The sequence below is a fragment of the Ruicaihuangia caeni genome, assembly GCF_040536845.1.
Taxonomy (GTDB): domain Bacteria; phylum Actinomycetota; class Actinomycetes; order Actinomycetales; family Microbacteriaceae; genus Ruicaihuangia; species Ruicaihuangia caeni.
The window spans coordinates 1,212,025-1,233,034 of the sequence record NZ_CP159582.1 but is presented as its reverse complement, the minus strand read 5'-3'; the positions used below and the strand labels follow the sequence as shown (position 1 = coordinate 1,233,034).

Here is a 21,010-nt window from a genome sequence, read left to right as displayed (position 1 = left end):
GGCGGGCTCGAAGGCGCGGCGCAGGGTTGAGACCACTTGCGCGCGGATGCCGTGAGTTCGCCGACAGCGCGCGGGACAACTGGTGCGATTCCTTGCGCATCGATAAACTTGAGTCAAGCAGGCTCAACTTTGAGCCGAGAGTCTTGATGCAGTTCCGCAGCCGTCGAGAAGTGGAGACCAAGAATGGCGAACATGCAGGGCGCTCCGAGCAGCCAGGAGGAGCAGAAGTCGGCCCTTGAGCAGTTCGGTGTGAACCTGACCGAGATCGCCCGCGCCGGCAAGCTCGACCCGGTGATCGGCCGCGACGCCGAGATCAGGCGCGTCAGCCAGGTGCTCACCCGCCGCACCAAGAACAACCCCGTGCTCATCGGAGAGCCGGGGGTGGGCAAGACCGCTGTCGTCGAGGGTCTCGCGCAGCGCATCGTCGCGGGCGATGTCGCCGACTCGCTCAAGAACAAGCAGCTCATCGCGCTCGACATCTCGGCGTTGGTGGCGGGAGCCATGTACCGCGGCCAGTTCGAGGAGCGGCTCAAGGCGGTGCTCAAAGAGATCAACGAGGCCGAGGGCGAGATCATCACCTTCGTCGACGAGTTGCACCTTCTCATGGGCGCGGGCGGCGGCGAGGGCTCCGTCGCGGCATCCAACATGCTGAAGCCCATGCTCGCTCGCGGCGAATTGCGGCTCATCGGCGCCACCACCCTGAACGAGTACCGCGAGTACATCGAGAAGGATGCCGCCCTCGAGCGGCGGTTCCAGCAGGTCTACGTGGGCGAGCCCAGCGTCGAAGACACCGTTGCGATCCTGCGTGGGTTGAAGGAGCGCTACGAGGCTCACCACAAGGTGACGATCGCCGACAACGCGCTCGTCGCGGCGGCGGCTCTGAGCAATCGCTACATCACCGGGCGGCAGTTGCCCGACAAGGCCATCGACCTCGTCGACGAGGCGGCGAGCCGGCTGAAGATGGAGATCGACTCCGAGCCGGTCGAGATCGACACGCTGAAGCGCGAGGTCGACCGCATGCGGATCGAAGAGCTGGCTCTCAAGAAGGAGAAGGACGACGCCTCGCGCGAGCGGCTCGAGAAGCTGCGCGAGGAGATCGCCGAGAAGCAGACCGATCTCGATGCCCTTCAACAGCGCTGGGCGAGGGAGAAGGCTTCGCTGACGGATGTCGGCGAGCTGAAGACCCGGCTGAATGACGCTCGTATCCAGCTCGACCGCGCCATGCGTGAGGGGCGCTACGAGGAGGCCGCCAGGCTGAACTACGAGGTCATCAAGAAGATCGAGGACGACCTGGCCGCCGCCGAGAGCTCGGAGAGCGTCGGAGACCGCATGGTCAACGAGCAGGTCACTGATGACGACATCGCGGCCGTGGTCGCCGCGTGGACCGGCATCCCGGTCGACAAGCTCAAGCAGGGCGAGAGCGAGAAGCTGCTGTACCTCGAGCACGAGCTCGGCAAACGACTCATCGGGCAGCACGAGGCCGTGCAGGCGGTGAGCGAGGCGGTGCGCCGCACTCGCGCCGGGATCGCCGATCCCAACCGTCCGACGGGCTCCTTCCTGTTCCTCGGCCCCACGGGTGTGGGCAAGACAGAACTCGCGAAGGCGCTCGCCGAGTACCTCTTCGACGACGAGCGCGCCATGGTGCGCATCGACATGAGCGAGTACGGCGAGAAGTTCAGCGTCTCGCGCCTCGTGGGCGCCCCTCCGGGCTACATCGGCTACGAACAGGGCGGGCAGCTCACTGAAGCGGTTCGTCGACGTCCGTATTCGGTGATCCTCTTCGACGAGGTCGAGAAGGCGCACCCTGAGGTGTTCGATGTGCTGCTGCAGGTGCTCGATGACGGGCGGCTGACCGACGGGCAGGGACGCACGGTCGACTTCAGGAACACCATCCTGATCCTCACCAGCAACCTGGGCAGCCAGGTGCTCATCGAGCCCACGCTGACCTGGGAGGAGAAGAAGCGGCAGGTCAACGAGCTGGTTCGGCAGGCGTTCAAGCCCGAGTTCGTGAACCGGCTCGACGACATCGTGGTGTTCTCCCCGCTCACCACGGCCGAACTCGGCGAGATAGTCGAGCTCTACATCGACCGGCTCGCGAAGCGGCTCGCCGATCGTCGCCTGGAGCTCGCCGTCACGCCAGACGCACGCGCGTGGCTCGCGGAGCGCGGGTACGACCCGATCTACGGAGCTCGTCCGCTACGCAGGCTCATGCAGCGCGAGATCGACGACAAGCTGGCGCGCGAGCTGATCGCCGGAAAGATCCACGACGGAGACACCGTGCGTGTCGATCTCGAGGGCGAGGGCCTCACGGTCGAGCGCTTCAGCGCCTGACCGACAGCGCTGGGTCCTGCAAGCTCGCGGCCTGCCACGCGGTGTCGTCGACTGCGTACCCGGCCGCCGCATCGACATACGCGCGGCTGATGAGCCCCATCGCCGCGGTCAGATCGTCGAGGGTCGGGAGGCCGGCAAGGCCGCGTTGGAGCGACTCGTGCACCCGTTCGACGAACAGCGGGTACAGGTTGTCAGCCTCGACATCGACGTGGCGCTCCGCGACCGTTCCGTCGCGGCTGATGACGCTGAGGTTGCCCTCGGTGTCGATGACCGCGGTCGCCTCCGAGCCGGTGAGCACGTAGGAGACCAGGCGCTGAAGCGGGGCGCCGGCGGGGAACGTCCACCCGACTTCGATGGTGGCCGAGCGGCCGCTCGGTGTGCGCAGCAGCGCGGTGGCGTGGTCGTCGACGCGCCGACCGTGCATCGCGTTGCTCACGCTGCTTCGCACCGTCACGTCGTCGTGTGATCTCTCGTGCGCATGCTGGGTGTGCAAGAACATGTCGGCGAAGTGCACGCCGAGCAGCGCGAGACAGCCCCCGCCGCTCTCGTTTCGCTGCATCATCCACGGGTTGCCGCTGTCGATGTAGCGTTCGGGCGGCCCGGCGAGGAAGGTGTATCGGGCGTGCTGCACCTCGCCCACTTCTTGCGCAAGCGCCGGTAGCGGGCCGAACCGCTGCACGAGCGCCGCTGCTGCAGGCACGTTCGCTCGGCGTGCGAGCGATGACAGTTCCCGGAGGTCGCGGAGGTTCGATGCGCCCGGCTTCTCGAGCACGAACGGGATGCCTCGTCGCACGAGCTCGGCCGCCGCCCACGGCATCGAGGCGTGACGCCCGAGCACGTAGGCGACGTCGATCCGGCCAGCCTCGTCGAGCATTGCACCGAGATCGGTCCAGGCACGCGCACCGAGGATCGCAGCTCGAGCCCGCGCCACCGACTCGTCGTCGTCGACCACGCCGGCGATGTCGTGATGTCGCGACCAGCCCGGTTGGTAGAGCTCGAAGTGCCAGTGCCCGGCACCGATGATGACTGCGCGGCTGCGTTCGCTCAATGCGACTCCTCGTTGGTCTGACGTTCGGCGGAGAGAAAGAGAAGGCCGGTGCGGAGTTGCGCGCGAGGCGCATGCACCGCACCGGCCTGGGTCAGCTTCGCTGCATCCGACCGCTCAAGCTCACGGTGCGGTCGAGCGGATCTGCTCGTAGAGCGCCAGGTCGTCACCGGTGAAGTACGAGCTGAAGAACTCCTCGGCCTTCGCGATGAACGCCGCCTTGTCGATCTCGTCCTCCTCGATCACGGTGAGCGGGCCGTTGGCGCGCCACTCATCGAGGATGGTGTTGGTCTCCTCGTCCACGCACTCGCGGTTCTCAGCGCGGATCTCGTGGATGGCGTCGACGAGCACCTTCTCCTGCTCGTCGTTCAGGCGCTCGAACGTCTTGTCAGAGACGACGATCCAGTGGATGCCGATCTGGTGGTTGTTGAGGTTGACGTACTTGAGCACCTCGTCGTAGCTCTGCGACTTGGTGGCGACCACCGGGTTCTCCTGGCCCTGGGCGATGCCCTGCTGCAGCGCCACGTACACTTCCTCGCTCGCCACAGCGACGGGGTTCGCGCCCATCGCCTTGGCGTTCGCGAGGAACGCGGGCGAGTCAGGGAAGCGGATCTGCAGTGCGGCCAGCTCGTCGGGGTTGCGGATCGGCGCCGTTGAGCTGAACGTGCGGGTGCCGAAGTACCAGCCGTCGACGATGGTCGTGCCCGTCTCCTCGTTGAACGCGTCGAACATCTCCTGCGAGTTGTTGTCGATCCAGTCGAACACGTGGTCGACGCTCTCGAACGCGTAGGCCGCGTCGAGCACGCCGATCGGTGCGAAGGTCTGGCTCAAGCCCGACGCTCCCTGCAGGTCGATGTCGATGTCGCCGCTCTGGATCGCGGGGAAGCGCTCAGTGTCGGGACCGAGCTGGCTTGAGGGGAACAGGTCGATCTTGACGCCGACGTCGGCGGCCTCGACGCGCTCCTTCAGCAGCTCGGCGCCGCAGTAGAAGTTCGGGGTGTTCTCGGGCTGGCTCGTCGCCAGTGACAGCGTGACGGTCTCGCCGCTGGGGGCGGCATTGCTGTCATCGTCACCCGGGCCGTCGGCGGTGCAGGCAGTGAGGGCGAGTGCCGATGCCAATGCGGTCACGGCGATCGTTGCTGCACGGGTGCTGCGGAGGTGCTTCATCGCAGGTGCTCTCCTTCGAGGTCTTGATCTGCTGCGTGTCGGTGAAAGGACGAAGGCCCGGAGGCCTCCTCGTTACGCGGGTTGCGGCTTGGAACCGGGTGCTGCGATCGTCATCGATCGCAGCCGGTACCGGTTTGCATCGTCGTGGCGTCACTTGCGAGGATTCAACCGTGTGTCCCGTTCACTGGAACAACGATGTCGACTGACCGCGGAGCGCCGGTGAGTCTGCTCGCCCGCGCCACCGCGATCCTCGACTGCTTCGACGTCAAGCGCTCCGCCCTCGGTGTGAGCGACATCGCGCGGCGTACGGGGCTCCCGAAGTCGACCGTGTCTCGGCTCGTCGGTGAGCTCGTCGACCTCCGGTATCTCGAGCGCGACGGCTCGCAGGTGCGGCTCGGGCTGCGCCTCTTCGAACTGGGCGAGCTGGCGGCCGGCCCGAAAGAGCTGCGCAAGCTCGCGTTCGCCAGCATGGCCGACCTCCGGGATGCCACGGGCCAGACGGTGCAGCTCGGCGTGCTCGACGGCGTCGAGGTCGTCTACGTCGGGATTCTGCGAGGCCGGAGCTCAGTGAAGCTGCCCTCGAGAGTGGGTGGGCGGATGCCGGCGTACGCCACCGGATCGGGCAAGGCGCTCCTGGCGTTCTCAGAGCCCGATGTCGTCGAGCGCGTGATCGCGAACGGGCTCGACGCGGTGGGGCCGCGCACCATCATCGACCCCGAAGCGTTCCGCCGGGAGCTCGCCTTCATCCGCGCCGCCGGGGTTTCATACGAGGTGGAGGAGTCGAGACCGGGCATCGCCTCCGCCGCGAGTTGCATCGTGGATGCTGCGGGCGTGCCGGTGGCAGCGATGTCGATCTCGGGGCGCGTCGGCGAGTTCGACGCTCGACGCGTGGGGCTCGCGGTGCGCACGGCGGTCGTCGGCCTGATGCGTCAGCTGCCCCACCGGCCGCTCGACCGCATCCGCGAGCAGACTGGTTTGTCCCGTTGAGTAGAACGAGGCGTTGCTACGCGAGCGCCGACGACGGGAGAATCCTGGCGTTCCCGTCCGGCAAGCAACAGCAGTGAGGCCGTATCCCATGAGCTATCCCGCTGCGAGCGGCGCACAGTCGCCCGCTTCGAAGCCCCTCCGTGTCGGCATCATCGGCTGCGGCAAGATCGCCATCAATCACGTGCACGCGCTGCAGGCCATCGAAGGGGTCGAGGTGAGCGCGGTCGTCGACGTGGATGCGCAGCGCGCACGAGCGTTCGCCGACGCCTACGGCATCCGCCACGCCTTCGACGACGTCGACGCGATGCTCTCCTCCGGCATCGAGGTCGCCACAGTCTGCACGCCGCATCCCGCTCATGAGGCGAACGTGCTCGCGGCGGCGCGACACGGCGTGCACGTGCTGTGCGAGAAGCCCATCGCGGTCGATCTCGACCAGGCCGACCGCATGATCGCCGCGACGGATGCCGCAGGCGTGTGGTTCGGCGTCGTGTTCCAGCGCCGATTCTGGCCCGCTGCCCAGCGCATCCGTGCGGCCATCGACGAGGGGCGGATGACGGCTCCGATCACCGGGAGCGTCATCGCGCGATTCCGTCGCGACGCGGAGTACTACGCCGAGCCCTGGCGCGGTCGGTGGGACACCGAGGGTGGAGGCGTGCTGATCAACCAGGCCATTCATCACGTCGACCTGCTGCTCTGGTTCATGGGGCCCGCCAAACGGGTCTTCGGTCGAATCGCAACCCTCGCGCATGGCGAGTTCATCGAAGTCGAGGACACCGCCGTCGCGACGATCGAGTTCGAGTCTGGCGCTCTTGCGACCATCCACGCCAGTACGACGTTCGACCCGGGGCACGGGGTGCAAGTGCTCGTGAGCGATCGCGCCGGGAACACGGCCAGCGTCCTGGAATTCCCAGAGGGAACCGGCCTCACCGATGTGTGGAGCGTCGGCGACGAGAGGGAGTACCGCGACCCGTACGCGGACGCCTTCCGTGCCGGTCAGCCGTTCGACATCCCCATCGCCGAGATTCACGGGGGCCTCGTGCCGTATCACGCGTTGCAGATCGCCGAGTTCATCGACGCCGTTCGCAATGGACGTGAACCGGTCGTGACCGGCCGCGAGGCGCGCAAGTCGCTTGCGGTGATCGCGGCGATCTATGAGTCGTCGAAGACCGGAATGCCGATCGACCTGGCTGCGACTCGCAGCGCGGGTGCCAACGCGGTGACGACCGCTGCCTGAGGAGCAACAACACGATGAGTACCTGGAACATCGACACTGCTGCGCGCGAGCTGCTCGCCGCCGAGACCGAGAGGCGCGACCGCGGCCGGTTGACCGACGAGTGGCCCGAGCTCGACCTCGACACCGCCTACGCCGTGCAGTCGCGCCTGATCGAGCTGCGCGCAGAACGCGGCGAGACCGTGATCGGCGTCAAGCTGGGGCTCACGTCGGAGGCGAAGCAGCGCCGCATGGGCGTCGACGCGCCGCTGATCGCAGTGCTCACTGACGCCATGGTGCTCGAGCCTGGAGCGACAGTTCCGCTCGACAGCCTGATCCACCCGCGGATCGAGCCTGAGATCGCTTTCGTCATGCGTGAAGAACTGGCCGGTCCCGGCGTCACGGCCGAGTCGGCGCTCAGCGCGGTCGCGACGGTCCATTCCGCCTTCGAGGTGATCGACAGCCGGTTCCGCGACTTCTCGTTCGCGCTGCCGGATGTCGTCGCCGACAACGCCTCGGCATCCTGGTTCATCATCGGCTCCGAGGGCATCGCGCCCGACCGGATCGATCTCGTCGGCGAGACGGTCGAGCTGTCGGTGCGCGATGACATCGTCGACACCGCGACCGGGGCGGCGATCCAGGGACACCCCGCCGAAGCGCTGGCCCTCGCCGCCAACGAGCTCGGCCGGCGCGGAGAGCGGATTCCTGCTGGTGCGATCGTGCTCGCGGGCGCGATGACGGATGCCGTTCCCCTTGAGCCCGATGTGCCAGTCACCGCCGCGTACTCGACCCTGGGGTCGCTGACCGTGGTCGGCACGAGCGAGTCGGCGGAGGGAGCACGTTGAGCAACGAACGAACCGAAGAGGGAGCAGCAATGCCGACGCCGGAGCAGCAGGAGCAGATCGATCAGTACCTCGAGACCTACCGCGACTTGATGGGTTTCGTGCCGCCGCGCGTGGCTGCGCGCTTCGAGCGGTTGTCGCGCAGCAACCCTGAACTCCTGATCGCTCAGGAGAAGGTGCGCAATCTCGTCGCCTATGACGATGTGCTCGACGAGAAGACGACGCAGTTGATCCTGACGGCGGTGCTCGCCGTGCAGCTGCGCGACGCCGCGGCGCTGCACGGACACGCGGCCCGGCGGGCTGGAGCGAGCTGGGAGGAATTGCAGGCGACGTTCGACCTCGCCTATCTGTTCGGGGGCGTGAGTGTTGCGAACCACACGCCGGCGTTCCTCGACAAGATCGCCGACTTCGAGCGCAAGGCCGCGGAGGAGTCTCGATGAGCGCCCTCCCAGCGGAACCGATCTACGACGTCGCCCAGCTCGGGCACGTCGAGCTGCTCACGCCCGACCTCGAGGCCAGCGCCCAGTTCTTCACCGACGTGTATGGCCTGTACCGCGTCGCCGAGACCGCGGATGCCGTGTACCTGCGCGCCTGGAACGATGACGTGCTCACCTCGCTGCGGCTGACCGCCGCCGAGCAGCCCGGACTCGGGCACGTCGCCTGGCGCACCACCAGCCCGCAGGCGCTCGAGCGCCGAGTGGCCGCCCTTGAAGAGCGCGGCGTAGAGGGCGCCTGGCACGACGGCGACGTCGGCCATGGCCGTGCGTATCGCTACACCGGCGTCGGCGGCCATGAGCAGGAGCTCTACTTCGAGACCGAGAAGTACCGGGCTCCCGAAGGGCAGGAGCCGTACTTGCCGAACCAGCCGCAGAAGTTCGCGCCCCACGGCGCCGCCGCCGCCCACATCGACCACATCAACCTGTTGGTGCCGAACGTCGCCGAAGCGAGCAGGTTCCAGCAGGAGACCCTGGGCTTCAAACTGCGTGAGCGGCTCACTCCCGCCGGTGCTGAAGAGGTCGGCGCATGGCTGTCGGTCATGACGAAGGCGCACGATCTGGCCTTGACCAAGGAGCCTCACCCGACTGAAGGACGGCTGCACCACCTGGCCTACGCGGTCGAGAGCCATCTCGACGTGATCCGCGCGGCCGACATCTTCATGGAGCAGGGCGTGGGCGTCGAGTTCGGCCCGGCCAAGCACTCGCGCACCCAGGGGTTCTTCCTCTACGTGATCGAACCGGGCGGCAACCGCATCGAGATCTTCACCGGCGGCATCCACATCTTCTCGCCCGACTTCGAGCCGGTCACCTGGACCACTGAAGCCGGTGGCCGCGGCACCGCATGGGGCACCCCGGTGCCCGAGTCGTTCCACTCCCACGCGACCCCGCCCTACCCGGTCGCCACCGGAGCCGCGTCGTGAACGGCGAGCCGAGGGTGCTGTGACCGAGCTCGGCATCAGTTTCGTCACCCTCTCAGGCACCGGGTTCGTGGGTGAACCCCGCTTCGGGGTCGAAGCCCGCGCGCGTGCCGCGGCCGAAGCGGGCTTCGACGCGTTCGGCGTGCGGCTCGCCGAGTTCGATGACCCCGAAGACCTCTCCGAACTCCTCGAGCTGCCCGCTCGCCATGGCGTCAGCGTGGCAGAGGTCGAATTCCTCTCGGGGTGGGCGCTCGCCGGCGATGCACGAGCCGCTGAGCGGTGGATTCCGCTGATCCGGCGTCTCGCCGACGAGTGGGGGCCGTTCCACCTCACGTCGGGTGAGTTCGGCGACGGGACGCTGGACCTCGACATCGCGGCATCCAATCTCCGCTCGATCGCCGCAGCGCTCGAGCCCTCGGGGGTCACGCTCGCCGTCGAGGCGTTCGCCTGGTCGTCGATCGCGAACTATCAGATCGCGAACGAGATCGTCACCCGAGCTGACGCCCCGAACGCCGGGCTCATGCTCGACGTGTGGCATTTCTTCAATACCGGCGGGACGCTTGACTGGCTTGGCACGCTTCCGTCGGAGCGCGTCGCCGCCGTGCAGCTCAACGACGGTGCCCGCGTGCACGACGACTTCCTCGCGCACGCGCGGTCGGGGCGGCTCCTGCCCGGGGCAGGTGACCTCGACGTGACCGGGCTGCTCGCGGCCCTGCACGGAATCGGGTATCGCGGGCGGCTGATGGTCGAGAGCGGATACCCCCAGCTGTTCGCGGCTGACGTCACTGAGGCTGCGGGCCAAGCGCTGGCCGCCGGTCGAGCCACGCTGGGGCAGTCGCAGGAGCGCTGACGGGACCGCTCTGCGGGTAACGGTGTCGCCCTCGGCCAGAGATTGCCCTACAGTGAGCGTGTTGCAGCATGCAACATGCCGTTGCGGCAGGTGCAACAAAGGAGCGAGGGTGACATGAGCGACGAACGACGCCGGGTCGTGTGCCTCGGCGAGACCATGGCTCAGGTCACTCCGATCCGTCGTGAGCGGCTGGCCGAGGCGTCCGAGTTCGCGCTGAACATCGGCGGTGCCGAGTCGACGGTGGCGCTCTATCTCGCCGACCGCGGCCACGACGCCGCCTGGATCAGCGACGTGGGTGACGACCCTCTCGGCGAGCGCATGCTCGAAGAGCTGCGCCACTACGGCGTCGATGTCACCGGTGTGCAGCGCGTGCCTCACGCGCCGACCGGCGTGTACTTCAAGGATCCCCATCCCGACGGCACGACCAAGGTGCACTACTACCGGGCAGGTTCGGCGGCCTCGCGAATGACCGTCGCCGCGCTCGAACGCATCGACTGGGCGTCGACGCGAGTGCTGCACCTGACGGGCATCACTCCTCGGCTCTCGCAGACCTGCGCTGAGCTCGTCGAAGCGGGGATCGAGCGGGCGCAGTCCTCGGGCGTGCTCGTGTCGTTCGACGTGAACTACCGCCCGGGCTTGTGGAGCCCGCGCGAGGCAGCGCCGGTGCTCGAGCAGCTCGCCGCAGCATCCGACATCGTCTTCGTCGGTCTCGACGAGGCCGAAACCGTCTGGGGCCCGAGGCCGCTCGGTGAACTGCACCAGCGACTCGCGCCGCGCGGCGTGCTGGTGGTGAAAGACGGCGGCGTCGAAGCGATCGAAGTGACCGCGACCGGGTCGACCGTGGTCGCCGCACGAGCGGTCGACGTGGTGGAGCCCGTCGGCGCGGGCGATGCGTTCGCCGCGGGCTACCTCGCAGGCCTGCTCGAGGGTGCGGATGCCGCGGCGCGACTCGACCTCGGTCACGAACTCGCCGCGAGAGCTCTTGGGAGCACGCGCGACTTCGCCCCCTCGACGACCGCGCGTCTGCCCAAGGGAGCCGAGCGGACTGGAGCGGAGCCTTCCGGAGCGGAGCTGCGCTGATGTCGCAGAGCATCCAACGGGCCGCCGAGGTGCTCGAGCTCGTGGCGCAGGAGCCCCGCACCCAGGCGGAGATCGCGGCGCGTCTCGGCGTGCACCGATCCACGGCGCTCCGCACGTTGCAGACGCTCTGCGACGCAGGGCTCACGCGACGCCGCGCCGACGGTCGCTACGGTCTCGGCTACCGGCTTGCCGGTCTCGCCAACGTCGCCGCCGAGCAGTTCGACCTTCGCGAGATCGCTCGTCCGGCGCTCGAACGGCTCGGTCGAGTGTGCCGGCACACCGTGCATCTCGCCGCCCTTGACGGCGATGCGATCGTGTATGTCGACAAGATCGAGCAGCCGGGAATGGTGCGGCTCTACTCCCAGATCGGGCAGCGCGTCGTGCTGCACACCGCAGGCGTCAGCAAGGCGATTCTCGCCTTCCAGCCCTCCGATGTCGTGGAGCGGATGCTGCAGGGGCACGAGTTCACCGCCCACACCACCACGACGATCACCAACCGCCCCGACTTCGACCGAGCGCTCGCCGCGGTGCGTGAGCGTGGTTGGGCCGAAGACGATGCCGAGTATGAGGACTTCGCGAACTGCGTCGCCATGCCGGTGCGTGACGCCGGGGGCTCCGTCGTCGCGGCGGTGTCGATAACGTCCTTGCGCGCGAGCGCCGACCTCGGCACGCTCAGGGGACTGACACCGCTGCTCGCCGAGACCACAGCGGGGATCTCGCGCGACCTCGGCTGGCGGCCCGCCGGTCCGGAGACAACCGATCAACAGGAGGCGCATCGATGAGCAGCCCGGCGAACTCGAGCCGCGCCGCCGGTCAGACCGGCCCCAACAGCGCAAGCGGCGCATTCTTCGACGAGCTGTTCACCGGCGCGCCGCTCATGGCGATCCTCCGCGGATACTCGCGAGAGCGCACCCTCGAGCTGGCAGAACGAGCGTGGGAGCTCGGCGTGCGTGCGGTCGAGGTGCCCGTGCAGAGCCAGGATGCGGTCGAGACCCTTGCAGCGGTCGCCGCCCGCGCTCGAGAACTCGACCGCATCGCGGGGGCCGGCACAGTGGTCAGCAGCGACCTGGTGCGACTCGCGGGCGAAGCCGGCGCCGCGTTCACGGTGGCTCCGGGATTCGATGAGGCGGTCGCCGACGAGAGCGATGCGCGGGGGATGCCGCACCTGCCCGGTGTCGCGACAGCATCCGAGATCCAGAGGGTGCTGAGCACCGGCCGCACGTGGATGAAGGCCTTTCCGGCGGATGCGCTGGGCGAACGCTGGTTCAGCGGAATGCGAGGGCCGTTCCCGCACATTCGCATCGTCGCCACCGGCGGAATGTCGGCGGGCAACGCGCGGCACTACCTCGATGCGGGCGCCGATGTGGTGGCCGTTGGATCCGCCCTCGGCGATCCGCAGCAGCTGCCGCTCCTGGCCGAATTGATGAGCCAGACTCGAACCGGCGATGCCGGCCACCGCTGACCACCGCATCCGAACCCGGAACCCGGACCACAAGCCTCTACCACCATCCGAATCGACACGAAGGACCCTCAATTGGCATTGACGCTCGATCCCGCCTACCTGCCAGCCGAAGACCGCTACGACCGCATGGAGTACCGCCGGGTCGGGCGATCGGGGCTCAAGTTCCCGGCGGTCTCGCTGGGCACCTGGCACAACTTCGGTGATGACACGCCGCTCGCCCGCCAGCGGGAACTGCTGCAGTACGCCTTCGACCGCGGCATCAACCACTTCGACATCGCCAACAACTACGGTCCGCCGTCGGGCTCGACCGAGAAGAACGTGGGCCGCATCCTTCGTGAGGACTTCGCGAGTCTGCGGGGCGAGCTCATCATCTCGACCAAGGCCGGCTACCCGTTCTTCCCCGGACCGAACGGCACGGGCGGCAACCGCAAGTACGTGCTCGACAGTCTGGACAACTCGCTTCGCTCGCTCGGGCTCGACTACGTCGACGTCTTCTACAGCCACCGATTCGACCCCGATACTCCGCTCGAGGAGACGGCGTCGGCGCTCGACTACGCGGTGCGATCGGGCAAGGCGCGGTACGTGGGCATCTCGTCGTACTCGGCAGCGCGCACGACGGAGATCGCCGGCATCCTGCGCGAGCTCGGCACTCCGCTGTTCATCCACCAGCCTTCGTACTCGATGCTCAACCGCTGGATCGAAGAGGGCCAGCCGAACCTGCTCGACGCGCTCGAGCAGGCGGGCGCGGGTCTCATCGCCTTCTCGCCGCTCGCCCAGGGGCTGCTCACCGACAAGTACCTCCACGGGGTGCCCGAGGGCTCGCGGGCCACGCAGGGCAAGAGCCTCCGCGAGGGCATGCTCAGCGACGACAACCTTGAGCGCATCAAGCAACTGCACGCGATCGCCGAGGGCAGGGGGCAGAAGCTCGCGACCATGGCGCTCGCGTGGGCGCTCCGCGACGAGCGCGTCACCTCGGTGCTCATCGGCGCGAGCCGCACCTCGCAGCTCGACGATGCGCTGGCGGCGGTCAACTCGACGCCGTTCAGCGCGGATGACCTCGCCGCGATCGACAAGTACGCCGTCGAGGGCGGCATCAACCTCTGGGCGCAGTCCTCGAACGCCTGACACCTCCGCCGAGAAGGGGCCGCGACCACGCCCGTCGCGGCCCCTCCTCTCCCGCTCCGGTCGCCCCCCTCTTCTCCCGCTCCGGTCGCCGCCCGTCCCCCTCCGCTCCCGCACGTGTCGCCGCCTCACGCCGAGATGACACAATCCGCGCCTTCATGCCAGCCAGAAGCGCAGATTGTGTCATCTCGCTGCAAGCAGCAGAGGGCCTTCGCGGCTCAGGCGGAGCGTGCGGCTCCCGGGTGGCGCGACCAGCTGAAGCGTGGATCGGCTTGGTACCACTCCCAGGCCAGCAGTTCGCCCACGAGCACCTCGGTCAGCATGGCGGTCATGCGGTCCGTGTCGCCTGGGTAACGGATCGCGACCTCTGCCATCGGGTGCTCGCCGCCCACCGTCACCAGCCGGTTCTCGCGCTGCTCGAGCCACTCGATCGCCTGCGCATCCCACCGTGAGCCGGTGTAGAGCAGCGCGCGATAATCGAGTGTCTTCGTGAGGTACACGTCGACGTGTGACCAGTCGCCCGTCTCGCTCGCGAATGCCGGCCGCCGCGGCAGTTCGCGCATCATGAGCGCGCTCTGTCTCGCGCTCGATCGCCGGTCTGCCGGTGCGAGCACGAAGGTGCCGTCGGCCGAGTACAGAGCGGATGCTGCCGCTGGAAGCCATTCGCGACTCGAGTCCAGCAGGTGCGCCGAAGCCGCTGCCGCATCCTGAGCCGCTGCGACAGTCGACTTCGAGAATCGCGCCCCGAGCCGCTCGAGCACCGCCTGCAGCACCAGGATGGTGTGCCGAAATGTGCGGCACGCGACACCGCTGAGCTCGCGGCCGGCCAACATCGGCAGCACCGCATCGGCACGGGACGCAAGGCTCGAACCCTCGTTGTTCGTCACGGCCACGAGCGGCGCGCGACCCGCGTACCGCTCGATCGCCGTCAGCACCTCGGGGCTCTCCCCGGTCGCCGAGATCGCGATCACCAGCAGCGACGGCGCCGCAGCCGGCAATAACTCCGTGCTCGCGACCTCGACCGTCACCGGAAAGCCTGACGCTCGCGCCTCGAGCGCCACCGATTCCGCGGCGAACGCGCTCGAGCCCATACCGAGCACCAGCACGCGTTCGAACGGAGCGACCGAACGCTCCGCCGCGGCCTCACCAGTGCGGTCCCGTAGCGATGCGGACAACGTGTCGAGCCGTTCGAACCCGTCGGAACCGCCCTTCAGCGCCTCCGCCAGTGCCCCAAGGCGGTCGGGAATCAGGCTCAGATCTTCTCGAAAGCGGGCGGGCTCCATGGTTCCTCCGGGGTGGTGTCGGGCCGCGCGGCGGGGTCGCGCGGATAGCGAATGCTGATGACGGCGTCCGGGGCGTAGCGCCAGCGCGGTAGGAACCGCTCCGCATACAGCAGCTCGCGCGCCAGCTGCTCGGCCATGAACCCGGGCAGCAGCCGCTCATCGAACTCCCGGTCGATGCCGAGTTCTTCTGCACGGGCGCGATACGCGTTGACGAGCGCGGTCTTCGCTCGGTCGGCCCACTCGAGCACGGCACGATCGACCTCGCCGAGTCTCTTGAACGCGACCGCAGCGACGAGATCGAACGAGACAGCCAAATGCGCGACATCACGCGCTGACGAGTCCGGTTGTTCCCGTTCTGCGGCAGTCAGTTGGGGGTCTCCGTCGAAGTCGACCAGCCAGTATCGCGATCGACCCGCCTCGCGGGACCGCAGTACCTGGCCCACATGGAGGTCTCCGTGCCCGTCGAACATCCTCCCGATCGGCCGCTCCGGAAGAGTGTCGACCGCCCGCTGCAGCGCACCGCGCCGATGGCGCAATCGCACACCGGTCGCGCCGCCGACCAGCTCGCACGCGTCGGCGATCGCTTGCGAAGCTCGCCGCCGCAACTCGAGACCGTTCGCCGCCGCGCGCCGGGCGTCGCCTCTCACGTGGTCCCCCGATCCAGCGTGCTCCGGTTGGGTGGCCAGCAGGTCGGCGTGCAGTTCCGCGGTGAGCGACCCCAGCCGCCAGGGCCAGTCAGGTTCTGGGCTCTCTCCGCGGCGCCAGGCGAGCACATCGCCCAGGGCCCAAGTCCAGCCGTCGTGGGCACCCATGACCGCGTCGGTGATCAAGGCCACCGTCGACCGGCCGAGGCCCGGAAGCTCCCACTCGATGCGTGCAGTCAGCGCCGGGCTCACCTGCGACTCGCGCTCGGCGAGACGGTCCAGGATCCGTCCGGCCCGTTCGACCGCACCCCAGCGCGCAGCGACTTTCACCAGCGCTCGATCATCCACGATCACCGCCCAGTTGGTCATGTCGACTGCGATCGCGCGCTCTCGAAGAACAGCAGTGCCCGACGTCACGTCACGCGGCGCTCGTGCGGTCGACTCTGAAACGGGCGCATGCCGATGCACCCTCACCACTCCCTGCTCAGCGGCCAGCAACTCGGATGCCGCAGGATCCGTCGCCGCGTCGTACAGGGCCGCGGCGAGACCATCGCCGGCCCTCGCACGGCGCGGCTCGCCGGGTGTCGCGACGTCATCCGCGACATGCGGCACAAGCCCACCGTCGGGGGTCGCATCGATGCGCCCCGCCGGCGTGATCAGAGACGCAAGCGGCTGTCGAGCCATCGCCCCAGCATGCCCGATTCCTTGAACGCGCGTTGCAGGTTTGATCTTTTCTCCTGGTCACAGCAATGGCGCCGATGCTTCAGTTCCTTCATGAACAGTGCAACAATCCGTGGAAGCAATCACATCGGCGTGGTTCAGCGCCCTCGTTCGAGGAGGCACAGTGCGGTACAACGGAGTTCCACTGATCGCGGTCGGCGCAGCGGCGGCCCTCTTGCTCACCGGGTGCGGCAGCGGCGGCAGCGGCGACGGTGACGCCAGCCCACCATCGGCTGACGAGCCACTCGTGGTGGGTATCTGGGCCGACTACTACCCCGCCGACCTTGCGGAGCAGTTCGAAGACGCCACCGGAATCCCGATGACGATCGTGCACCACGCCACCAACGAAGAGATCATGGCGAAGCTGACCGCTGGGGGCGATAGCGGTATCGATGTCGCCTTCGTTTCGGGCCAGTACGCGCAGGCGCTCAATGAGGGCGGCCTGCTGGAGCCCCTCGACAAGTCGCTCATCCCCAACGAATCGAATCTCTACCCCGAGGCCACGAAGTTGGCCTACGACGAGGGCAACGTCTACTCGATGCCCTACGCCTGGGGCACCACAGGGCTCTGCTACCGGCCTGACCTGACGGGCTTCGAGCCGACCTCATGGAAAGACCTGCTGCAGCCGGCGCCGTCGCTCGTCGGCAAGACCACGATGCTGTCGACTGAGCGCTGGATGGCCCTGCCTGCTCTCAAGCTGCTCGGTCATTCGGTCAACAGCGATGATCCTGCGGTGCTCGAGGAAGTGCGCGGAACGCTGATGGAGACGAAGCCCACGTTGCTCGCGTTCGACGACACCACGTTCTACAGCAAGCTCGTCTCTGGCGAAGCAGCCCTCACGGAGGCTTGGGACGGCTGGTGCAACTACGGCATCGCTGAGAACCCCGACATCCGCTTCGTCGTCCCGAGCGAGGGCAGCGACTTGTGGACCGACACCATGACGGTGTTGAAGACCTCCAAGCACAAGGAGGCCGCAATGAAGTTCATCGACTACATCCTGCGGCCCGAGGTGCACTCGTGGGTGGTCGAGAACATCCTCTACAAGGTGCCGAACCAGGCCGCGATGGAGCGGGTCGATCCCTCGGTGATCGAGAGCTTCCCGAACCTCGGCATGACTCCTGACGAGCTGACGCAGCAAGAGGTCGTGATCGACCTCGGAGACTTCAGCCCGGAGTACACGAGGCTCGCGACCGAGATCATGGCGGCACAGTAATGGCCTTCGGCTCGGCGACCGCCGGTGACCCCCCGAGGCAGGTGCCTTCGCAGTGACCTCACGCTCCACATCCTCCGGCGCCGCCTGGCGCCGGAGGGTCGCCGCTGCGCCGTTCATGGCACCCGGTATCGCGGTGCTCATCGTGTTCGCCGCGGTGCCGATCGCGCTCGTGACCGTATACGCATTCTTCGAGCGCGGACGGTTCGGCGGGGTCGTGCCGGAGTTCGGTTTCCACAACTTCGCTCGATTGGCCGACCCGCTCTATCTCAATGTCGTGATGGGGTCGCTCGGCATCGGTCTCATCGTGACGGTGCTCGCGTTGATCCTGGGCTATCCCACCGCGTTGGCGATCGTGCGGCTGCCGGCGAAATGGCGCACGGTCGCCCTGATCGCCGTGATGCTTCCGTTCTGGACCAACTTCCTCATCCGCACCTACGCGTGGATCCTCCTGCTCAACAATGCCGGTTGGATCAACCAAGGGCTCATGGCAGTCGGCCTCACCGATTCGCCGATCAGCATGCTGTACACCCAGCCCGCCGTGGTCGTCGGGCTCCTGTACATGTACCTGCCGCTCATGGTGCTGCCTCTGTATGCGACCTTGAGCGGCCAGGATCCGCAATTGCGCGAGGCGGCCACCAATCTCGGAGCCGGTCCGGTGCGCGTGTTCCTCACCATCACCTTGCCTATGTCGATCCCCGGCATGCTCACCGGCTGCATCTTCGTGCTGGTGCCCTCGATGAGCAACTTCGTGATTCCGGAGCTGCTCGGGGGTGGAAAGTCGGTGCTGATCGGCAACCTCGTGCGCGACCAGTTCCTGAAGGCGCGCGACTGGCCGTTCGGCGCCGCACTGGCGCTCGTGCTCACGGTGATCCTGCTGGTGCTGCTCGTGGTGCAGCAACGAGTGGCCAGCCGTCTCACCGAGGGGGCGCCCCTTCGTGACGGCGAGACGGATGCCGGCAGGGCGCGCGCTACCGACCGGCGACACGCGGAGGTGGCACCATGACCCGCTCGCGCCTTGTGCGCACTGTCATGTGGGCAACCCTCGCATTCCTGTACTTGCCGATCGCGGTGGTCGTGGTCATGTCGTTCAATGCATCGTCGAACCTGTTCGTGTGGCGAGGCTTCTCGCTCGAGTGGTACCCCGCGGTGTTCCAGAGCGCAGCGATCATGGAGGGGCTGCGAAACACTCTGGTCGTCGCGGCATCCGCCATGGTGCTCGCCACGTTCCTCGGCACCCTGCTCGCGGTCGGCATCCACCGTTACACACGGGGCGGCCTGATCCGCGCGTTCGCGATCGCTCCGGCTCTGCTGCCGGATCTGCTGCTCGCGATCGGACTGCTCAGCCTCTTCTCGCTGCTCTCGATCACGCTCGGGCTGCACTCGGTGATCATCGCGCACACGGCGTTCGCGATGGCCTTCGTCGCTGCGATCGTGCTCGCACGCCTGGCCCATCTCGATCCCAGCCTCGAAGAGGCGTCGCTCGACCTGGGAGCCGGTCCCGCGCGCACGTTCGTTCGCGTCACGCTGCCGCAACTCTTGCCCGGAGTGGTCGCGGGCGCGGTATTGGCGTTCACGCTGTCACTCGACGAGTTCGTCATCGCGTTCTTCACCGCCGCTCCGACGACTCCCACGCTGCCGATAGCCATCTACTCGATGGTGCGCTTCGGAGTCACTCCCGAGGTCAACGCCCTCGCCACCATGCTGTTGTTCGTGAGCATGCTCGCCGTGATCGGCGCTCAGCGGCTCACCCGAGTCACGGAGTTGATCCGCACATGAACCCGGTGCCACTGCTCAGCATCCGTGGGGTGCGCCACCGATTCGGTGATGTCGTCGCGCTCGACGGAATCGACCTCGACATCCAGGACAACGAGTTCTTCGCGCTGCTCGGACCGTCGGGCTGCGGCAAGACCACCTTGCTGCGGGCCATCGCGGGCTTCGAGACACCCCAGGAGGGATCGATCGCGCTCGATGGCAGATCGCTGCTCGGCATCACGCCGAACCGCCGCCCGGTCAATCTCATGTTCCAGTCGTATGCCCTGTTCCCGCACATGAGTGTGGAGCGAAACGTGGCCTACGGGCTCGAAGCTGAGCGACTTGATCGCAGCGAGATCAAGCGAAGGGTCGCCGAGACGCTCGAGATCGTCGGTCTGTCAGCGTTGGCCAAGCGCCGGCCGGCCCAACTGTCGGGCGGTCAGCGGCAGCGGGTGGCGCTGGCGCGAGCGATCGTCAAACGCCCTCGCCTGCTGCTGCTCGACGAGCCGCTCTCAGCGCTCGACCGCAAGGTGCGCGCAGAGATGCAACTCGAGCTCAAGCGTCTGCAACACGAGGTGGGCATGACCTTCGTGGTCGTCACGCACGACCAGGAAGAGGCGATGTCGATGGCCGATCGCATCGCCGTATTCAACGACGGACGGCTCGAGCAGCTCGACACCCCGGTCGGTCTCTACGCCCGTCCGCGCAGCAGGTTCGTAGCGGGTTTCATCGGCAGTGCGAACCTGGTCGACGGACGCATCGAGGGCTCGGGAGACAGTGCGCTGTTCTCGGCTCCGGGCATCGGCCGGCTCCCGCTCGAGCGCGCCCGAGCGCACGCCGACGACGCCGCGGTCACGGCCGTGATCCGCCCCGAGCAGCTCACGCTCGTGCACCTCGACAACGCCCGCCCCGAGGCTTCCGGCCATGACCTCGAAGGCACCGTCGTCGACACCTTCTTCCTCGGCGGCGCATCGACCGTGACCGTGCTCGTGCCCGGCCATGACGAACCGCTGGCGTGCACCGTCAACACTGCGAACGTGCCTGCGCGCGGCTCGGCTATCGGCATTCGCATCGATCTCGCGTCAGTCGTGATCGTGCCGACGCGCGCTTCCGATGCTGTTCCCGCCTCAGGCTCCACCGAGGCGCCGGTGCCTGCTGACCCTGAGCCGGCTCCTGATGTTCAGGCGGTGAGCGGATGACCCGTGGCCAGACGCGCGTACGACGTGATGAGCTCACGAGCGCCGACGGAATCGATGACCGGATGCTGCGCGACGATGCGGTAGCCGTAGGCGTCCTCCAAGGCGACCAGATTGCGGGCCGTGCTGAGCGCCGACTCGCGAAGGACGAAGAGACCTCGAGCCACTCCCTGCTCGAGCACGAGCTGGTAGATGCTCACCTGCCGATCGAAGAGCGAAGTGAGCAAGGCTGCGGAGACGTGATTCCGGCCCGCCGACCCGCCGAGTTCGCACAGCAGCCTGACCTCGGCGTCGTGCGCGTCGGCTGGCAGCCCCGATTCGATGAGTGCGAGCAGGCGGGTGACCGGATCATCGGGCAGCGACGACAGCATCCTGACCCGCTGCTCGTAGAAGCGCTCCATGCCAGCGCGGTTGGCCTCAAGCATCAGTTCGTCGAGGTCGGGGTAGTAGTAGAGCACGGCCCCACTCGTGAGCCCGGCCTCCTCGGCCACTCGGCTGAGGCGAGCGCCGTCTTGCCCATGCTTGGCGATCGCGCGCTGGGCTGCTGCCACCAATTCACTGCGCCGCTGCTGCTGCCGTCTCGGCCGAGCCATCCCGCCCCTCCACTCGATCGAGCGCGACCTGTGCCCTCACGGGAGGACAGTTCGCGCGCCGTTCGATCTTATGTGCGGAACGCGCGCCTGACCAGGCAT

At 67.6% G+C, this 21,010-nt stretch carries 20 protein-coding genes; 15 read left to right on the top strand and 5 right to left on the bottom strand.

The features are described 5' to 3' along the window. Positions 1-183: 183 nt before the first annotated feature. Entirely contained in the window at positions 184-2,331 is a 2,148-nt protein-coding gene (locus ABV606_RS05680; protein ID WP_353988693.1) for an ATP-dependent Clp protease ATP-binding subunit, read from the top strand. On the opposite strand, the gene ABV606_RS05675 is transcribed toward ABV606_RS05680, so the two are convergent. Together ABV606_RS05675 and dctP are read right to left on the bottom strand one after the other, a co-directional pair. Further along, on the bottom strand, positions 2,321-3,379 hold the full coding sequence (locus ABV606_RS05675) for a Gfo/Idh/MocA family protein (RefSeq protein WP_353988692.1): 1,059 nt from the start codon (positions 3,377-3,379) through the stop codon (positions 2,321-2,323). The two genes, ABV606_RS05680 and ABV606_RS05675, sit on opposite strands and share 11 nt — an antisense overlap. Before the next feature lie 120 nt (positions 3,380-3,499). Beyond that, positions 3,500-4,543 (bottom strand): TRAP transporter substrate-binding protein DctP, encoded by a 1,044-nt coding sequence (dctP, locus tag ABV606_RS05670; protein ID WP_353988691.1) that lies wholly within the window; start codon positions 4,541-4,543, stop codon positions 3,500-3,502. 195 nt (positions 4,544-4,738) lie between these two features. On the opposite strand from dctP, the gene ABV606_RS05665 reads away from it, so the two are divergent. The 10 genes from ABV606_RS05665 to mgrA all read left to right on the top strand — a co-directional run bounded on the left by ABV606_RS05665 (position 4,739) and on the right by mgrA (position 13,513). Then, a complete protein-coding gene (locus ABV606_RS05665; protein WP_353988690.1) occupies positions 4,739-5,530 on the top strand; it encodes an IclR family transcriptional regulator in 792 nt (263 codons plus the stop codon). 88 nt (positions 5,531-5,618) lie between these two features. Then, the gene (locus tag ABV606_RS05660) at positions 5,619-6,764 is read left to right on the top strand and encodes a Gfo/Idh/MocA family protein (protein WP_353988689.1); all 1,146 of its coding nucleotides are present in this window, start codon (positions 5,619-5,621) and stop codon (positions 6,762-6,764) included. A gap of 14 nt (positions 6,765-6,778) precedes the next feature. Beyond that, a complete protein-coding gene (locus ABV606_RS05655; RefSeq protein ID WP_353988688.1) occupies positions 6,779-7,585 on the top strand; it encodes a 2-keto-4-pentenoate hydratase in 807 nt (268 codons plus the stop codon). Further along, a complete protein-coding gene (locus tag ABV606_RS05650) occupies positions 7,582-8,022 on the top strand; it encodes a carboxymuconolactone decarboxylase family protein (protein WP_353988687.1) in 441 nt (146 codons plus the stop codon). The genes ABV606_RS05655 and ABV606_RS05650 overlap by 4 nt, the downstream gene beginning before the upstream one ends. Then, on the top strand, positions 8,019-8,999 hold the full coding sequence (locus ABV606_RS05645) for a VOC family protein (RefSeq protein ID WP_353988686.1): 981 nt from the start codon (positions 8,019-8,021) through the stop codon (positions 8,997-8,999). The genes ABV606_RS05650 and ABV606_RS05645 overlap by 4 nt, the downstream gene beginning before the upstream one ends. Before the next feature lie 19 nt (positions 9,000-9,018). Beyond that, positions 9,019-9,846 (top strand): sugar phosphate isomerase/epimerase family protein, encoded by an 828-nt coding sequence (locus ABV606_RS05640; protein WP_353988685.1) that lies wholly within the window; start codon positions 9,019-9,021, stop codon positions 9,844-9,846. Positions 9,847-9,960: 114 nt separating this feature from the next. Further along, entirely contained in the window at positions 9,961-10,926 is a 966-nt protein-coding gene (locus ABV606_RS05635; RefSeq protein ID WP_353988684.1) for a sugar kinase, read from the top strand. After that, the gene (locus ABV606_RS05630) at positions 10,926-11,708 is read left to right on the top strand and encodes an IclR family transcriptional regulator (RefSeq protein ID WP_353988683.1); all 783 of its coding nucleotides are present in this window, start codon (positions 10,926-10,928) and stop codon (positions 11,706-11,708) included. Before ABV606_RS05635 ends, ABV606_RS05630 begins: the two co-directional genes overlap by 1 nt. Beyond that, the gene (locus tag ABV606_RS05625) at positions 11,705-12,388 is read left to right on the top strand and encodes a bifunctional 4-hydroxy-2-oxoglutarate aldolase/2-dehydro-3-deoxy-phosphogluconate aldolase (protein ID WP_353988682.1); all 684 of its coding nucleotides are present in this window, start codon (positions 11,705-11,707) and stop codon (positions 12,386-12,388) included. Before ABV606_RS05630 ends, ABV606_RS05625 begins: the two co-directional genes overlap by 4 nt. Before the next feature lie 72 nt (positions 12,389-12,460). Next, the gene (gene mgrA / locus ABV606_RS05620; RefSeq protein ID WP_353988681.1) at positions 12,461-13,513 is read left to right on the top strand and encodes an L-glyceraldehyde 3-phosphate reductase; all 1,053 of its coding nucleotides are present in this window, start codon (positions 12,461-12,463) and stop codon (positions 13,511-13,513) included. Between the two features lie 215 nt (positions 13,514-13,728). On the opposite strand, the gene ABV606_RS05615 is transcribed toward mgrA, so the two are convergent. Continuing rightward, a complete protein-coding gene (locus ABV606_RS05615; protein WP_353988680.1) occupies positions 13,729-14,793 on the bottom strand; it encodes an SIS domain-containing protein in 1,065 nt (354 codons plus the stop codon). Then, a complete protein-coding gene (locus ABV606_RS05610; protein ID WP_353988679.1) occupies positions 14,763-16,121 on the bottom strand; it encodes a hypothetical protein in 1,359 nt (452 codons plus the stop codon). The genes ABV606_RS05615 and ABV606_RS05610 overlap by 31 nt, the downstream gene beginning before the upstream one ends. Positions 16,122-16,230: 109 nt before the next feature. Here ABV606_RS05610 and ABV606_RS05605 point away from each other — a divergent pair, with 109 nt between their 5' ends. Genes ABV606_RS05605 through ABV606_RS05590 form a run of 4 tightly spaced genes read left to right on the top strand, consistent with a single transcriptional unit; the run spans position 16,231 to position 20,321 of the window. Next, positions 16,231-17,370, top strand: coding sequence for a polyamine ABC transporter substrate-binding protein (locus ABV606_RS05605; RefSeq protein WP_353988678.1), 1,140 nt, complete (start codon positions 16,231-16,233; stop codon positions 17,368-17,370). A 52-nt stretch (positions 17,371-17,422) separates the two neighbouring features. Continuing rightward, positions 17,423-18,373 (top strand): ABC transporter permease, encoded by a 951-nt coding sequence (locus ABV606_RS05600; RefSeq protein WP_353988677.1) that lies wholly within the window; start codon positions 17,423-17,425, stop codon positions 18,371-18,373. Beyond that, positions 18,370-19,146: an ABC transporter permease gene (locus ABV606_RS05595; protein ID WP_353988676.1), complete on the top strand. Its 777-nt coding sequence runs from the start codon at positions 18,370-18,372 to the stop codon at positions 19,144-19,146. The genes ABV606_RS05600 and ABV606_RS05595 overlap by 4 nt, the downstream gene beginning before the upstream one ends. After that, a complete protein-coding gene (locus ABV606_RS05590) occupies positions 19,143-20,321 on the top strand; it encodes an ABC transporter ATP-binding protein (RefSeq protein WP_353988675.1) in 1,179 nt (392 codons plus the stop codon). Before ABV606_RS05595 ends, ABV606_RS05590 begins: the two co-directional genes overlap by 4 nt. Here ABV606_RS05590 and ABV606_RS05585 read toward each other — a convergent pair. Then, positions 20,303-20,911 (bottom strand): TetR/AcrR family transcriptional regulator, encoded by a 609-nt coding sequence (locus ABV606_RS05585; protein ID WP_353988674.1) that lies wholly within the window; start codon positions 20,909-20,911, stop codon positions 20,303-20,305. The genes ABV606_RS05590 and ABV606_RS05585 overlap by 19 nt on opposite strands. Between the last annotated feature and the right edge of the window lie 99 nt (positions 20,912-21,010).